This window comes from Ruegeria sp. YTSC002 (assembly GCF_059609845.1).
Window position 1 is genome coordinate 963,063 of the sequence record NZ_JBXWML010000001.1, and the last position, 14,740, is coordinate 977,802.

A 14,740-nucleotide genomic window follows, 5' to 3' on the forward strand; every position below is an offset into this window, starting at 1 on the left:
GATCATATGCGCGAGAGAAGAAAAAGCAGTCCTATCGCAATACTGCCAAAGTCAAATTCCAGCATACTGCCAGACCAACGTTTTCGGAAATTCCTTCGGATATTTATAGCCATGATGATCATTAGAACCCCGGCAGCCAAACTCAATATCGGATAGTGGAGCCTATTCATCAGAAACCACATAAAGAAAGCAATGGTTGCCAAGACTATGAGCCCCAGAACGTTTTGAAACAGAGAAGATTTCGTTGCCGCATCGGAGTACTTTTCCTCGGCGCCCCAGCCAAACTTTTGCCTTCTGAATGCGGCGATGGCGTCCGCGTAGTTTTCACCGGAGTCAGAGGTTCGTTGGAAGCCAGGAATAAGGCCGGATAATATTATGCCAAGACCAGCCAAATAGCTGAAACCAATCTGTTTGACGAAATTCGACAGTTCGCCAAATGTCATTGGTTCGATCATCGCACCGCCTCAATCGGCCCCTCTGCGCTCCCGCTGATGAACTGCTCGACATAGGGATCACCAGACGCATCCATCTGGCTGACCGGGCCGGTCCACTGAATGACGCCACCGTGCAGCATGGCCACGTTGTCGGCAATCGCGCGGACCGAGCTCATGTCGTGGGTGATGGTCATCGCGGTGGCGCCCATCTCGGTCACGATCTCGCGGATCAGGTCATTGATGACGCCGGACATGATCGGATCGAGGCCCGTTGTGGGCTCATCAAAAAAGATGATCTCGGGCTCGGCAGCGATCGCGCGCGCGAGGCCCACGCGTTTCTGCATGCCGCCTGACAGTTCCGCCGGAAAGCGGTCGGCCACGTCGGATTTCAGGCCCACGCGGCGGAGTTTCTCGATGGCGATCTCGCGGGCTTCTTCGGTCGGGCGCTTCAGCGAGCCGCGCAGCAGGCGGAAGGCAACGTTCTGCCAGACGGTCAGCGAGTCAAACAGCGCGGACCCCTGAAACAGCATCCCGAACCGGGCCAGAAACGCGTCACGGTCGCCTTTGCTCGCGTCTTTGCCGTCGACATAGATCATGCCGCTGTCGGGCTTGATCAGGCCCAGAATGCATTTCAAGGCGACCGATTTGCCGGTGCCCGAACCGCCGATGATGACCATCGAGGTGCCCTTGGGGATCTCAAGGTTCATGCCTTGCAGCACGTGGTTGTCACCAAAGGCTTTATGTACGTTCTCCATCCGGATCATAGCGAGAAGAATACCCCCGTGAGAACGAAGTTTGCAGCCAGGATCAACACGGCGGCGGCCTCGACCGAGCCTTTTGTGGCGCGGCCCACGCCCTGCGCGCCACGGCCGGAATTCATGCCGTAGTAGCAGCCCATGGTGGCTGCGATCAGGCCGAAGGCCGCGCCTTTGACCAATGATGAGACGATGTCGCGGGTTTCCAGGAAATCCACGGTGTTTTTAAGATAGGCCGCCGGGTTGAAGCCCAGGTTTTGCGTTGCCACGGTGTAGCCGCCGGCAATTCCGATGATGTCACCCACGGCCACCAAAGCAGGCACTGTGATCAGGGCGGCCAGAACGCGCGGGACGGTGAGGTATTTCATCGGATGCGTGGACAGCGTGACCAGCGCGTCGATCTGTTCGGTCACTTTCATCGTGGCGATCTCGGCCGCGATCGAGGATGTCACGCGCGCCGCAATCATCAGGCCGACCAGAACCGGGCCAAGTTCGCGCACCATACCGATGGCCACGATCTGCGGCACCACGGCTTCGGCGTTGAAACGCGCGCCGCCTGCGTAGATCTGCAATGCCAGCGCACCGCCGGTGAAAATCGCGGTCAGGCCGACGACCGGCAGAGACAGCCAGCCGATGTTCAGCAGGGCCATGCCAAATTCGCGCGGATAGAAGGGGGGACGCAGGATATGCGAGATCGCATCAAGCGCGAACAGTGCCACCCGGCCAAAGGCCGCAAGCAGGCTCAGAACCGTGCGGCCCAGACCTCCGAGCGCGGTGAGAGGGTTCATTCCACATAGCCCCGCGAATAGCGATTGCCCATTGAGGTGAGGATCTCATAGCCAATTGTCCCGGCAGCTTCGGCCAGATCATCGACGGTCTGATGGCCATTCAGGATACGCAGGCGTTCCGGGTCTTTCGGCAGGTCCGTGACGTCCACCGTGATCAGATCCATCGAGATACGGCCGACAACCGGGCAGGGCTGATTGCCGGCGAAGGTGTCTATGCCGCCGCCGATGGCGCGATGCAGGCCGTCTGCATACCCCGCCGCGACTGTGGCGATACGAGAGGGTCGGCGCGCAACCCAGCTGTTGCCGTAACCAACAGTTTCGCCCACGGCCACCTTGCGCACCTGGATGACAGGCAGATCGACCGTGACAACGGGTTTGGCGTCCCCAAAGGGCAGGCCGCCATACAGGCCGATGCCCGGGCGGCAGAAATCGAAATGGAACTCGGGACCCAAAAGCATGCCGCCGGTCGCGGCCAGAGAACGCGGCGCGGTGACACCTTCGGTCATCTCTCGGAAGGTTCTAAGCTGCTGCTGGTTCATCGGATGGTCCGGCTCGTCCGCGCAGGCCAGATGGGACATGATGACAACCGGTGACATCGCCTCGGCCTTTGGGCGCAACTCGGCCCAGTCGGCGGGTTCAAGACCCAGCCGGTTCATGCCACTGTCCAGTTGAATGCCGAACGGATGGTTGGGCAGGGCGTGTTGGTGGAGTTGGAACTGCTCTGGCGAATTGATCAATGGTGTCAGATCGTTGGCGAGCAGCAACTGGGTATCGCCTTCCATATGCCCTGAAAAGACACAGATCATCGGGCCTGGACCAACCGCCTGGCGGACAGCGGCGCCTTCTTCTGCGGCAGCCACAAAAAACTTGCGAACGCCCTCTTCGGCCAGCGTGTCGCTGACGGGCCCGGCACCCAGCCCGTAGGCATCGGCCTTGACCACGGCACCGGTTTCGACCCCGGTTTTCGCGTCGAGCGCCCGCCAATTGCTGGCGAGCGCCTGAAGATTGATCGTCAAACGTGCAGTACTCATGGCACTGTTCATGACATTGCGCCGTCCAAGGTCAAGAGGGAATGGCGCATTTACCTGGCGGTTTATGACGGTGTTTCGTCTGTTGTGGCGGAAAACACCAAAAAATCGGAAGATTCGGCAACCTGCCGCTGTAATTGCCCGGTTCGGGGATTGTCTTCACATCCAAGTTAAAGCGATCCTGTGAACAGGATCGTTCTGTCCCGGCGAAGGCGAGGGCGCACCGTCAACCAATGAGGAAGTCATGGATTTTTCTAGCGGATTGGCCGTAGACCCATCACAGATCACAAGTTTTTTTGCAGACGTTTTTTCCGCATCGGAAGGGCCGGAAGAGGGCGCAGCAATTGGTACGTTCGTACGTGAATTGATCAACAGCACGCCGCCTGAAGACATTCTGGTGTGCACGGCGCATCACGATCACGAGCTGCTTGGCTGTGCCATTTTTTCCCGGATGACGTTTTCGCAGGATACGCGCAGTGTGTTCATCCTCTCGCCGATGGCCGTTCAAACGGGCTCGCAAAAAACAGGTATTGGACAGGCGCTGATTTCTTATGGTCTGGATCGCTTGCGGGCCTCAGGTGTGGATGTGGCACTGACCTATGGCGACCCGGCCTATTATTGCAAGACGGGATTTGTGCAGATCACCGAGGATACTGCCCAGCCACCGCTGAAACTCAGCCATCCGCATGGCTGGTTGGGTCAGGCGTTGGATGGTCACGAACTGAAGCCTTTGAAAGGCCCATCGCAATGCGTTTCCGCACTGAACAACCCGGCGCTGTGGTGAGTGGGATTGGTTTTTCGCTTTGGTCGATGGCCTTGGCTCCACAGCCTAGAACAGGGCCTGATCTATGATCGCCTTGCTGTTCCGGACATGTCGGGCCACCAGCTTTTTCTGCCGCCTGCCGCTGGGGATATAGAAGGCAGGGTCCATATCTTTATCGCAGCTGAGACCCGGAAAAATCTGCAACAGCTCGTGCAACGCTTCGGGCGGAAGGGATTTGAGAGCTTCGGGGCCGGTAAACAGGCTTTCACTTGGCGCGCCTTCGGCAAAAAGAACCACGTGACGGTCACAGACTACGTGATGGTAAACCACCTGCGTCGCGTCCCGATCCACGTAAACGCCCGGTAGGTCTGTCAGCCGGATGGCCGAGACCAGAACCTCCCTTGAGTCGAACATGCGCTGCGCGATGTCCGAACGGACCAGCATTCTGTGCTGTCGTGAAACCGTCAGGTCCCGGCGGGGCAGGCCGTGCCCCAGGGCGCCGGCCGTGATGCGGACTGGGCGCAGTTCGGGTGTTTTTAACAGATCGGCCTGGCGCAGGTGCCGGGACAGAACAAGCCGAACGGTTGCCGAGCTGTCTCCGGTCGTCATCACCCTGTCACCCCGGCAGATATCCTGAACCCTGATTTCGCCACGGTCCGTCAGGACCAGGGTGTCCGAAGCAAAACAGGGGGCGCCGGGGCTGGGGTTGGGATCCTCGACAAAGTTGACCCCGTCCTTCGATGACAGCGACGCGGTATCGTCCGTGCCGTTGCTGCCGATCTGGGTCGAGGTCTGGCCACTGGCCGGCCCCTGGGTCGCTGTCACCTGCGAGTCAAAGGATACAAAGCTGAGAACCGAACCATTGTCAGAAAGAGAGACCGCCCCTAATCGGTTGATGCGCGCCGAAATCACGTAATAGTCGAACCCGCCCACGGTGGTCATCGTTCCGGTGTCGACATCCGTCGAACTGCGTACCGAGCCGTTGGCGTTGTAAACATCGACCTGCAACCCGGTGACATCGGTTCCGACGGGGACACGGATTTCAATGTAATCTCCGTCCGGAGCAAAGTTCGGGCCGTTGCGATATCTTATTTCCGATATGATCGCGGGCAAATCTGTGGGTCTCCGGGCGGAAATGGCACGTTTTGGTTGAACGACACCGTCACGTTAACACCGGGCAGGGAAAACACCAAAGCGCTTGGCGTGTCCAGCACGGGGCGGGCGTTCTTTACGCGATCAATAACCCTCGATTTCACCGCCCTGTTGCCAGGGCTTGACCAGATTGCCAAAGCGGGTGAATTGTGCCTCGAACGACAATTCGACCGTACCGATGGGTCCGTGACGTTGTTTGCCGACGATGACTTCGGCCTTGCCATGCAGACGTTCCATCGCCTGCTTCCACTCTTCCATCTTTTCCAGTTCGTGATCGCCGGGCTTTTCCCGTTCCTTGTAGTATTCCTCGCGGAACACGAACATCACCACGTCGGCGTCCTGCTCGATCGAGCCGGATTCGCGCAGGTCGGACAGTTGCGGGCGCTTGTCGTCGCGGCTTTCGACCTGACGGGACAGCTGTGAAAGCGCAACGACCGGGATGTTCAGTTCCTTGGCGATGGCTTTCATGCCCATCGAGATCTCGGCGATTTCGTTCACCCGGTTGTCGGACATGCCGCGGCACAGCTGTAGATAGTCGATGACCAGCAAGTCCAGCCCGTGGGTCCGTTTCAACCGTCGTGCCCGGGCTGCAAGTTGCGAGATCGGCAAGGCAGGGGTGTCGTCAATAAACAAAGGGCAGGCTTCCAGTTCCTTGGCCGCATCCACGAAACGGCGGAATTCGGCCTCGGTCATGTCGCCCTGACGGATTTTGTGGCTCGAGATCTCCGAGGCTTCCGCCAGAACCCGGCCTGCAAGCTGTTCCGCACTCATCTCGAGTGAGAAGAAGCCGACAACGCCGCCATCGATCGCACCTTCGCTGCCGTCGGGCTTAGTCCCGCGCTTGTAGGCCTTGGCAACGTTGAAGGCGATGTTGGTGGCCAGCGAGGTTTTACCCATGGATGGGCGCCCGGCCAGAATGATCAGGTCGGACGGGTGCAACCCACCCAATTGCTTGTCCAGATCGGCCAGACCGGTGGAAATCCCGGCCATGCCGCCGCCACGCTGGTAGGCCTCGTTGGTGACGTTGACGGCTTCGGTGACGGCCTTGAGGAAGGATTGAAAGCCTTGTTCGGTCTGGCCCTGCTCGGACAGCTGATAAAGCTGCTGCTCGGCCTCGACGATCTGTTCTTTCGGCTCGCTCGAGACATCGACCCGCGCCGCCTTGTCCGAGATGTCGCGGCCCAGCCGGATCAGCTCGCGCCGGATGGCAAGGTCATAGATCATCTGGGCATAGTCGTGCACCGCGAATGCGCTGATCGAAGCGCCGGCCAGTTTGACCAGATAGGCGGGACCGCCCAGTTCCTTCAGACCCTCATCCTCGGCCATGAACGATTTGAGCGTCACGGGCGAGGCGAGCGCATTCTTTGCAATACGGGCCGAGGCCACTTCGTAAATCCGGGCATGGACCGGATCATAGAAATGTTCAGCCCCGATGATCGAGGCGACCCGGTCATACAGGTCGTTGTTGGTCAGGATCGCACCCAGAAGCTGTTGTTCGGCCTCAATGGAATGCGGCATGGTTTCGGCGTTCTGAATCTGTGCCGCTGCCTGCTCGATACTGCTGATCTCGTTCATTTTGTCCCCGCTGCCCGTCCCGAGGTTCTACACATGAAACACCACCGCAAGCTATCTGGAAATACCTGTGGCTAACTTGGGGTAAAGCCTTGGGATAACTTTCCAGACCGCTTGGATGCCGGCGTCCGCATCCCTTATTATGTAGGAATTGTGGGAAAAGTCACCATATATCGTGGCGAGCTGCCCGATTCTTCCGGGTTTATCCCCATTCCGTCCACAACAGGTTTACGCTGGTTTATTGGCCTCTTGCCAGCCGCGCGGATCGTTCAGAAAGGCCTCGACTTCGCTAAGGGTCTCGTCGTCAAAGGCTTTCTGTGCCTTGGCCTCGGCCAGAACATCCCACCATGTGCAGAGCGAGTGCAGCTTGACGCCATGATCACCCAGCGTTTTCTCGGTCTCGGGGAAGATGCCGTAGTAGAAAATGACGGCGGTGTGCCCGCAGGTGGCGCCGGTTTCGCGGATCGCATCGACAAAGGACAGTTTCGAGCCGCCGTCGGTTGTCAGGTCTTCGACCAGCAACACACGTTCACCTTCGCTCATCGCGCCTTCGATTCGGGCGTTACGGCCATAACCTTTGGGTTTCTTGCGAACGTAAGTCATGGGCAGGGCCATGCGCTCGGCGACCATGGCGGCAAAGGGGATGCCCGCCGTTTCCCCGCCTGCGATGTTGTCAAACGCCTCAAAGCCAGCATCCCGCATCACCGTGACGGTCAGGAAATCCATCAGGGTCGAGCGGATGCGCGGATACGAGATCAGCTTGCGGCAGTCGATATAGGTCGGGCTGGGCAGCCCGCTGGCCAGCGTGAACGGTTCCCGCGAGTTGAAATGCACGGCTTTGATCTCCAGCAACATCCGTGCGGTCAGGCGGGCGATTTCGGTGCTGTCGGGAAAGGAACTGGGGATCATGGTGCAAACCTCGGGGCTGAAAACACGTTGCGGGCTGATAGCCCGACCCTTGGGCCGGAGTCGAGAGGGATTGGACAAAAGAAAAGCGGACCCCCAAGAGGTCCGCTTTTGCCCTTACGGGCGATGGGCAGCCAAGGTGGGCTTAACTGCTCATGTCATAGGCCCGCTCGCCATGTACCGAGAGGTCGAGGCCATTTGTCTCGGTCTCGGCGTCTACGCGAAGTGGCGTGATCTGTGCAACCAGTTTGACCAACACAAACGTGACAACTGCCGTAAAGACACCCACGATAATCAGCCCGCCCAACTGAGCGGTCCAGGTTCCGAGGCCAAACAGGGCGATCATGAGCGTGCCGAAGATACCGCCGACGCCATGCACGGCGAATACATCCAGCGTGTCGTCGATATTCAGCTTGTTGCGCACCACGCTGACGGCTTCCTGACACAGAACGCCGGCCACGGCGCCAATGATCAGGGCCTGAACCGGACCGACGAAGCCCGAAGCCGGCGTGATCGAGGCCAGACCCGCGATTGTGCCCGTGACCAGACCGACCATCGAGGCCTTGCCAAAACGGATACGTTCCCACAGGGCCCAGCTCAGCGAAGCGGTGGCTGCGGACAGGTGCGTGACGGTCAGGGCCATCGCCGCTCCGCCATCAGCGGCCAGTTGCGAACCACCGTTGAAACCGAACCAGCCGACCCACAGCATTGCGGCACCGATCATGACATAACCGGGGTTGTGCGGTGGTGTCGTGCGGTTGCGGCGCGGCCCGAGGATGACCGCGATGATCAAGGCTGCCAGACCAGCGGTTTCGTGCACCACGATACCGCCCGCAAAGTCGCGCACGCCGATCTCGCCCAGAATGCCGCCATCAGCCAGCATCCCTCCACCCCAGATCCAGTGCACCACGGGCGCATAGCACAGCAGCATCCACAGCGCCGAGAAGGTCAGGACAAAGCCAAAGCCCACACGTTCGACATAGGCGCCCACGATCAACGCCGGGGTGATGATGGCGAAGGTCATCTGGAAGGCAAAGAACAGGACCTCGGGCAGGGTTCCTGCAAGGCTGTCCACGTCGACGCCGTTTAAGAAGACCTTGCCCAAACCACCCCAAAGCCCGCTTTCACCGGGGCCGAACGCGATGGAATACCCAGCGACCAGCCAAAGAACGCTCATCAAACAGGCAATTGAAAAGCAATGCATGAACACGCTGAGGACATTTCGGGCACGCACGAGGCCGCCATAGAACAGGGCGAGGCCCGGCAATGTCATGAATAGGACCAACGCGGTTGCAACGATGATCCAGGCTGTATCGGCTCCGTTCATGGGCCATTCTCCCTTCCGAATGAGTGCGCCGGTCCGTCGAAATTCGGCACGGATCGGCGCTGTGTGAGCGGTGTGGGCTGTTTCAAGCCACCGTCGGTTGGAGAAAAAAGAGGCAAGGCGAAAAAAAGCGCCTGTTTTGGCGGCCTTTTTTCAACTGACTGCAAAAGGAGCGGTTTCAGGGGTCTTGTGCTAAAAGTTTAGGCGCCTGCGGAAAGGGCCGTATACAGCAGGGCCAAGGCGTGGTCACGCGCCGCGCGCCGCACGGCATCGCGACCGGGTGCGCCGAATTCGACGGTTTCGACATGCGTCGGCCGCCCCTCGGCGGCCAACCCGAAACACACACGCCCTTCGGGTTTGAATTCGGACCCGCCCGGCCCGGCAATACCGGTGATCGAGACGGCAAGTTGCGCCAGTGAATTGCGCAGCGCGCCTTCGGCCATTTCGCGGGCAACCTCTTCGGAAACCGCACCATGCGCGTTCAGCGTTTCGGCCTGAACGCCCAGCATGTCCTGTTTGGCTTCGTTGGTGTAGGTGACGAAACCCCGATCCACGACGGCAGAGCTGCCGGAAATGTCAGTCAGGGCCGCAGCGACCATGCCGCCGGTACAGCTTTCGGCGGTGGCGATCATCACGCCCTGCGCCTTGGCGCGGTCCAGCAGGCCTGTGACGTTCATAGCCCCAGAACTCCGTGTGCGATACCGGCCAGAACCATCACGCCGATGGCTGCGAAAATGCCTGCAATCACGTCGTCCAGCATCACGCCCATCGGATCTCCGCGGCGATCAGCCCAGCCGACAGGGCCCGGTTTGGTGATGTCGAACAGACGGAACAGGATGAACCCAGCAACCCAGCCGGGCCAGAGCGCGGTAATGTCGATTCCATGCGCCCAGGACGGATAGGAAATCGCCCAAAGCGCGATGAACTGGCCTGCAACTTCGTCAATGACGATTTCGGACGGGTCGTGGTCATCCTGACCCCTGGTCATCACCCGCGTGGCCCAGAGGCCGCCGAAAAAAACCGCAACCGTTGCGATCGCCAGCAGCGGGAAACCACCCAGCGTGTGCAATACCCAGGCCATCGGCAGGGCCACCAGTGATCCCCAGGTGCCAGGGGCGGGGCGCAAATAGCCAACGCCGCCGACAGTCCCGATCATCTGTGCCGCGTTCATGCCTTCACCAGACAGGCTGTGGCGAGCGAGGCGATGCCCTCGCCGCGGCCGGTAAAGCCCAGACGCTCGGACGTTGTCGCCTTGACCGAAACCTGATCTGCGCGCAGGCCCATGATCTCAGACATCTTTTCCCGCATGGTTTCTGAATGCGGGCCAATTTTCGGATATTCGCAGACCAACGTGCAATCGACGTTCGAGATACGGTATCCCATCCGTTCCGCCAACTCGACCGCGTGGCGCAGGAAAATCTCGCTGGCTGCGCCTTTCCATTGTGGATCCGAAGGTGGGAAATGCTGTCCGATATCGCCCTGTGCCAGTGCGCCATAGATCGCATCGGTGACTGCGTGCATCCCGACATCGGCATCCGAATGGCCTTGCAGCCCGCGGTCATGCGGCACCTTCACACCGCAAAGGATCACATGATCCCCATCGCCAAAACGGTGCACGTCGTACCCGTTGCCCAGCCTTACATCCATGTCCGTTCCCATTACGCGTTCCGCCCGGGCAAAATCCTCGGGGCGGGTGATTTTCAAATTGTCGGCATCGCCCGGTACGATGCAGACATCGAGCCCGGCGGCTCGGGCAACCTGGACATCATCTGCCGCGCCGCCCGGATGGGCGGCGTGGGCAGCGGTGATGGCGCCATAGTGAAACCCTTGCGGAGTTTGCGCGGCGAACAGGTTGCTGCGATCCTGCGTGCCGGTCACAGCCTGTTCATGCCCGATCCACAGCGCATCTGTCACCGCCAGCCCGGGCGCCGCCGCCGGACATGTTTCCAGGGCGTTCAGAACGTCGGTGATGATGCGGCGCGTGACGCAAGGCCGTGCAACGTCGTGGATCAAAACGCGCTGCACGTTCCGGTCGGCCAGAGCAGCCAATCCGTTGCGCACCGATCCCGCGCGATCCGTTCCGCCCGAAGCCAGGATCAGGTCGGTTTCACGGAAGTCTTCCCATGCGGCGCTATCTTCGTCGGACAGCACCAGAACTATGTGATCCACCTGTCCGCGAAAGCGCTCGATCGTCCAATCGGCCACCCGCCGGCCCGCAAGGCTGCGCCATTGCTTTGGCACGCCACCCCCGGCGCGCGACCCGCGACCGGCGGCGACTATGATGGCGGCTGTTGTCATATGTGTGTGCTCTCCTCGTGATGGGCATTGTTTAGGCGGCGGTGAATGCAGAGGCAATCACCCATGGTCATGTGCTTAAAAAATAGGCAAATGATAGTTTTGCGGGCTTGTTGCGCGCCGTTTTGTTGTTCATATGCGCAGAAAGCGATATCAAAACCACAACTGCCCAAGGATTAAGCACGTTGACATTGCACCTTGCCGACAAGGAAATAGCACCGCCTGTTTTGCTAGCGCCCATGGCCGGAATCACCGACCGCCCGTTTCGCGATCTGGTGATGCGGTTTGGTGCGGGCATGGTGGTCAGTGAAATGGTCGCCAGTCAGGAGATGGTGCAGGCCAAACCCGGCGTGCGGGAGCGGGCGGAACTGTCCGCGGACGTGGAAAACACCGCCGTACAACTGGCAGGGCGCGAGGCCCATTGGATGGCCGAGGCGGCCCGTCAGGTGGCCGATCGTGGCGCGCGCGTGATCGACATCAACATGGGGTGCCCCGCCAAGAAGGTGACAAACGGCTATTCCGGCTCGGCCCTTCTGAAAACGCCGGATCACGCGCTGGCACTGATCGAGGCCGTGGTGGGCGCGGTCGATCTGCCGGTGACGCTGAAAACCCGGCTGGGATGGGACGATAGTCTGTTGAACGCGCCCGACGTGGCGCGCCGCGCTCAGGACGCGGGCATTCAGATGGTCACGATCCATGGCCGCACACGCTGTCAGTTCTACAAGGGTCACGCTGATTGGCGGGCGATCCGGGCGGTGAAAGAGGCCGTCTCGATCCCGGTCATCGCGAACGGAGATATCGTGGACACTGACGCCGCGCGAACCGCGTTGCGCCAGTCCGGCGCGGATGGGGTGATGGTGGGTCGTGGTGCTCAGGGCAAGCCCTGGCTGTTGGCGCAAATCTGTCACGACCTGTACGGGGCCGAGACACCTGACATTCCGACCGGTCATGATCTGATTGATATGGTTTGCGCGCATTATCAGTCGATGCTGGATTTCTACGGCACCGATCTGGGTCTGCGTGTCGCCCGCAAGCATCTGGGGTGGTACATGGACGAAGCCGCAACACCTGCGCCTCTGCGCCGGGCGGTCCTGACGTCACGCGATCCGGGGGAAGTGCTGCGCCTGTTGGCGGATGCGCTCAGCGTCACGGACGAGGTGGCGGCATGAATTCTGACACCAGCATCTGGAACTCGCTGCCGGTTCCGGCGTTCATTATTGATGAACAGGACCGGATATCCGATGTGAATGCTGCCGGTGAGGGGTTTCTGAACGCATCGCGCAAATCGGTGATCGGCCATCCGGTGTGGGATCAGATCGCCGTGGACGCGCCGTTGGAAGAGGCTTTCGAGCGCGCCCGCTGGCAGGGCACACCTTTGTTCGTGAATGATGTGGATGTGGGGTCGGGCAGCCGGGCACCGCTGCAATGCGCGTTGCAGATTGCGCCTTTGGTCGGGCATCCGGAGTCCATGATCATGATCATCTCGCCTCGTGAATTGGCGGGTCGGATGACGCGGGGGAATACGGTCAAATCCGCGGCACAATCCGCCATCGGCATGGCGGAAATGCTGGCGCACGAGATCAAGAACCCGCTGGCCGGGATCACCGGTGCCGCGCAGTTGCTCAGCATGAATATACCGCCGCAAGACCTTGAACTGACTGACCTTATTGTCGCCGAAAGCCGCCGGATCGTAAAACTGCTGGAACAGGTCGAACAATTCGGGAACCTTCAGAAACCTGACTTCAAGCCGGTCAACATCCACGATGTGCTGGATCGCGCAAGACGGTCCGCGTTGCTGGGATTTGGTGCGGATATGACGATCATCGAAGACTATGACCCGTCGCTGCCGCTGGCCTATGGAGACCCGGACCAGTTTCTGCAAGTGGTCCTGAACCTGCTTAAGAATGCGTCCGAGGCGGCGGGGCCGCAGGGCGGAACGATCCGCCTGCGCACCTATTTCGAACATTCCTTCCGGCTGCGTCGCAGTGACGGGTCGGGGCACTCGCTGCCCTTGCAGATCGAGATCATCGACGATGGTCCGGGGCTGCCTGAAGACATCCGTGGCGACATTTTCGATCCGTTCGTATCCGGCAGGGAAAACGGCACCGGCCTGGGGTTGGCGCTGGTCAGCAAGATCATCTCGGACCATGACGGCTGGATTTCGGCCGAATCCGTGCCCGGGCGAACGGTATTCAAACTGTCACTGCGCCGCGCGCCGCGAGACGCAATCGAGGACAAGAAGGAGAGCACCTGATGGATGGCACCGTACTGGTCGCGGACGACGATCGCACGATCCGCACTGTTCTGACGCAGGCCCTGACGCGTGCCGGGTGCAAGGTGCACGCGACCTCGTCGCTGACCACGTTGATGCGTTGGGTCGGCGAGGGAAAAGGGGACGTGGTGATTTCCGACGTGGTCATGCCCGATGGAAACGGGCTTGAGATGCTGCCGAAGATTGCCGAAGACCGCCCCGGTTTGCCGGTGATCGTGATTTCCGCACAAAACACCATCATGACGGCGATTCAGGCGACAGAGGCGGATGCCTATGACTATCTGCCAAAACCCTTCGACCTGCCGGATCTGATGAAACGGACGGCGCGGGCGCTGGATCAGAAACAACGTGCCCAGCCAGTACCAACCGAAGGCACAAGCGAGCGCCCCGAAGAACTGCCTCTGGTCGGGCGTACACCGGTGATGCAGGCCCTGTACCGGTTGGTTGCGCGGGTGATGAACACGGATCTCTCGGTCATGATCTCCGGCGAAAGCGGCACGGGCAAGTCATTGATTGCGCGGGCCATTCACGATTTCTCCGACCGTCGAACCTTGCCCTTTGTCACTGTCACCGCTGCCGAATTGCGCGATCTGGAGGGCCCGGCGCGCGTGATGGCGCGGGTTCGCGGCGGCACATTGTTGATAGACGAAATCGCAGATATCGATGATGAGCTTCAGGCGCGTATCGTCCGCATGATGGACACACCGGGCGATCACGTTCCCCGTTTCATGGCCACCAGCCAGTCGGACCTGACCGAAGGGATGGAGAACGGACGTATCCGCCAGGACCTGTATTATCGTCTGTGCGGGGCCACGATCCACGTACCGTCATTGCGAGAAAGGGTGGACGACATTCCGTTGCTGGCCGAGCATTTCCTGATGCGGGAAGAGCGGGAGAACGGCACCAAGCGCTGGCTCAGCCCCGAGGCGGTAGAGCTGGTGCGGCGCTATTCCTGGCCCGGGAACGTACGGCAACTGGAAAATGCCGTGCGCCGGCTGGGTCTGACCAGCCGCGCTGACGAAATCACGAAAACCGAAGTGGAAATGGTGCTGGGCAGCCAGCCAGAGGCAGAACCGGTCCTGAGCGGTGGCGAACGCGAAAAGCTGTCGACTTCGGTCGAGCGGCATTTGCGGAGGTATTTTGACCTGCACGGCAACATTCTGCCGCCCCCGGGTCTGTATCAGCGCATATTGCGTGAAGTTGAGGCCCCACTGATCGAAATCGCACTGGATGCAACCGGCGGAAATCAGGCGAAATGTGCCGATCTGCTGGGAATCAACCGAAATACGCTGCGAAAAAAGATTACGGATCTCGATATTCAGGTGACACGTCGACGCAAACTGATGTAATATCGCCACACAAACCGTGGCATCCCGGCATCTGTTGGGAAAAGATCACGATATATGGCGGTAAGCCGCGCAAGCGGCACATCAGGATGAGGGCAGACAGTG

General features: G+C 60.1%; 15 protein-coding genes. 4 read left to right on the plus strand and 11 right to left on the minus strand.

Translation table 11 applies throughout. From position 1 onward, the window contains the following. Positions 1-2: 2 nt before the first annotated feature. From AC2FFD_RS04875 to alr, 4 genes are read right to left on the minus strand one after another with little or no spacing between them, the layout of a single operon-like run. Complete coding sequence (locus AC2FFD_RS04875; protein WP_496872180.1) at positions 3-455, minus strand: hypothetical protein; 453 nt, start codon at positions 453-455, stop codon at positions 3-5. Next, positions 452-1,198, minus strand: coding sequence for an ABC transporter ATP-binding protein (locus AC2FFD_RS04880; protein ID WP_496872182.1), 747 nt, complete (start codon positions 1,196-1,198; stop codon positions 452-454). Before AC2FFD_RS04880 ends, AC2FFD_RS04875 begins: the two co-directional genes overlap by 4 nt. Next, positions 1,195-1,977: an MlaE family ABC transporter permease gene (locus AC2FFD_RS04885; protein ID WP_170344083.1), complete on the minus strand. Its 783-nt coding sequence runs from the start codon at positions 1,975-1,977 to the stop codon at positions 1,195-1,197. The genes AC2FFD_RS04880 and AC2FFD_RS04885 overlap by 4 nt, the downstream gene beginning before the upstream one ends. Then, the gene (alr, locus tag AC2FFD_RS04890; protein WP_496872184.1) at positions 1,974-3,008 is read right to left on the minus strand and encodes an alanine racemase; all 1,035 of its coding nucleotides are present in this window, start codon (positions 3,006-3,008) and stop codon (positions 1,974-1,976) included. Before alr ends, AC2FFD_RS04885 begins: the two co-directional genes overlap by 4 nt. A 241-nt stretch (positions 3,009-3,249) precedes the next feature. Between alr and AC2FFD_RS04895 the strand changes: the two genes are divergently transcribed. Next, positions 3,250-3,789: a GNAT family N-acetyltransferase gene (locus AC2FFD_RS04895; RefSeq protein WP_496872186.1), complete on the plus strand. Its 540-nt coding sequence runs from the start codon at positions 3,250-3,252 to the stop codon at positions 3,787-3,789. Positions 3,790-3,834: 45 nt separating this feature from the next. On the opposite strand, the gene AC2FFD_RS04900 is transcribed toward AC2FFD_RS04895, so the two are convergent. The 7 genes from AC2FFD_RS04900 to AC2FFD_RS04930 all read right to left on the minus strand — a co-directional run bounded on the left by AC2FFD_RS04900 (position 3,835) and on the right by AC2FFD_RS04930 (position 11,020). Further along, positions 3,835-4,881 (minus strand): Hint domain-containing protein, encoded by a 1,047-nt coding sequence (locus tag AC2FFD_RS04900; RefSeq protein ID WP_496872187.1) that lies wholly within the window; start codon positions 4,879-4,881, stop codon positions 3,835-3,837. 123 nt (positions 4,882-5,004) lie between these two features. Next, positions 5,005-6,495, minus strand: a complete 1,491-nt coding sequence (locus AC2FFD_RS04905; RefSeq protein WP_170344087.1) for a replicative DNA helicase — start codon at positions 6,493-6,495, stop codon at positions 5,005-5,007. A 225-nt stretch (positions 6,496-6,720) separates the two neighbouring features. After that, the gene (locus AC2FFD_RS04910; protein ID WP_170344088.1) at positions 6,721-7,401 is read right to left on the minus strand and encodes an orotate phosphoribosyltransferase; all 681 of its coding nucleotides are present in this window, start codon (positions 7,399-7,401) and stop codon (positions 6,721-6,723) included. 142 nt (positions 7,402-7,543) lie between these two features. Continuing rightward, positions 7,544-8,725, minus strand: a complete 1,182-nt coding sequence (locus AC2FFD_RS04915; protein ID WP_496872189.1) for an ammonium transporter — start codon at positions 8,723-8,725, stop codon at positions 7,544-7,546. Between the two features lie 197 nt (positions 8,726-8,922). After that, positions 8,923-9,399, minus strand: coding sequence for a CinA family protein (locus AC2FFD_RS04920; protein ID WP_496872190.1), 477 nt, complete (start codon positions 9,397-9,399; stop codon positions 8,923-8,925). Continuing rightward, complete coding sequence (locus tag AC2FFD_RS04925) at positions 9,396-9,893, minus strand: phosphatidylglycerophosphatase A family protein (protein ID WP_480445293.1); 498 nt, start codon at positions 9,891-9,893, stop codon at positions 9,396-9,398. The genes AC2FFD_RS04920 and AC2FFD_RS04925 overlap by 4 nt, the downstream gene beginning before the upstream one ends. Beyond that, positions 9,890-11,020, minus strand: a complete 1,131-nt coding sequence (locus tag AC2FFD_RS04930; protein ID WP_496872193.1) for a bifunctional 2-C-methyl-D-erythritol 4-phosphate cytidylyltransferase/2-C-methyl-D-erythritol 2,4-cyclodiphosphate synthase — start codon at positions 11,018-11,020, stop codon at positions 9,890-9,892. The genes AC2FFD_RS04925 and AC2FFD_RS04930 overlap by 4 nt, the downstream gene beginning before the upstream one ends. Before the next feature lie 182 nt (positions 11,021-11,202). Here AC2FFD_RS04930 and dusB point away from each other — a divergent pair, with 182 nt between their 5' ends. Genes dusB through AC2FFD_RS04945 form a run of 3 tightly spaced genes read left to right on the plus strand, consistent with a single transcriptional unit; the run spans position 11,203 to position 14,638 of the window. After that, positions 11,203-12,186, plus strand: a complete 984-nt coding sequence (dusB, locus tag AC2FFD_RS04935) for a tRNA dihydrouridine synthase DusB (protein WP_496872194.1) — start codon at positions 11,203-11,205, stop codon at positions 12,184-12,186. Further along, a complete protein-coding gene (locus AC2FFD_RS04940) occupies positions 12,183-13,271 on the plus strand; it encodes a two-component system sensor histidine kinase NtrB (RefSeq protein ID WP_496872195.1) in 1,089 nt (362 codons plus the stop codon). Before dusB ends, AC2FFD_RS04940 begins: the two co-directional genes overlap by 4 nt. Further along, the gene (locus AC2FFD_RS04945; protein WP_480684167.1) at positions 13,271-14,638 is read left to right on the plus strand and encodes a response regulator; all 1,368 of its coding nucleotides are present in this window, start codon (positions 13,271-13,273) and stop codon (positions 14,636-14,638) included. The genes AC2FFD_RS04940 and AC2FFD_RS04945 overlap by 1 nt, the downstream gene beginning before the upstream one ends. Positions 14,639-14,740: the final 102 nt, after the last annotated feature.

What these genes read in the sequence shown, in the direction of transcription:
- AC2FFD_RS04875 (WP_496872180.1), bottom strand. Translation starts at nt 455, where the DNA reads ATGATCGAACCAATGACATTTGGCGAACTGTCGAATTTCGTCAAACAG.
- AC2FFD_RS04880 (WP_496872182.1), bottom strand. Translation starts at nt 1,198, where the DNA reads ATGATCCGGATGGAGAACGTACATAAAGCCTTTGGTGACAACCACGTG.
- AC2FFD_RS04885 (WP_170344083.1), bottom strand. Translation starts at nt 1,977, where the DNA reads ATGAACCCTCTCACCGCGCTCGGAGGTCTGGGCCGCACGGTTCTGAGC.
- alr (WP_496872184.1), bottom strand. Translation starts at nt 3,008, where the DNA reads ATGAGTACTGCACGTTTGACGATCAATCTTCAGGCGCTCGCCAGCAAT.
- AC2FFD_RS04895 (WP_496872186.1), top strand. Translation starts at nt 3,250, where the DNA reads ATGGATTTTTCTAGCGGATTGGCCGTAGACCCATCACAGATCACAAGT.
- AC2FFD_RS04905 (WP_170344087.1), bottom strand. Translation starts at nt 6,495, where the DNA reads ATGAACGAGATCAGCAGTATCGAGCAGGCAGCGGCACAGATTCAGAAC.
- AC2FFD_RS04910 (WP_170344088.1), bottom strand. Translation starts at nt 7,401, where the DNA reads ATGATCCCCAGTTCCTTTCCCGACAGCACCGAAATCGCCCGCCTGACC.
- AC2FFD_RS04915 (WP_496872189.1), bottom strand. Translation starts at nt 8,725, where the DNA reads ATGAACGGAGCCGATACAGCCTGGATCATCGTTGCAACCGCGTTGGTC.
- AC2FFD_RS04920 (WP_496872190.1), bottom strand. Translation starts at nt 9,399, where the DNA reads ATGAACGTCACAGGCCTGCTGGACCGCGCCAAGGCGCAGGGCGTGATG.
- AC2FFD_RS04925 (WP_480445293.1), bottom strand. Translation starts at nt 9,893, where the DNA reads ATGAACGCGGCACAGATGATCGGGACTGTCGGCGGCGTTGGCTATTTG.
- AC2FFD_RS04930 (WP_496872193.1), bottom strand. Translation starts at nt 11,020, where the DNA reads ATGACAACAGCCGCCATCATAGTCGCCGCCGGTCGCGGGTCGCGCGCC.
- AC2FFD_RS04940 (WP_496872195.1), top strand. Translation starts at nt 12,183, where the DNA reads ATGAATTCTGACACCAGCATCTGGAACTCGCTGCCGGTTCCGGCGTTC.
- AC2FFD_RS04945 (WP_480684167.1), top strand. Translation starts at nt 13,271, where the DNA reads ATGGATGGCACCGTACTGGTCGCGGACGACGATCGCACGATCCGCACT.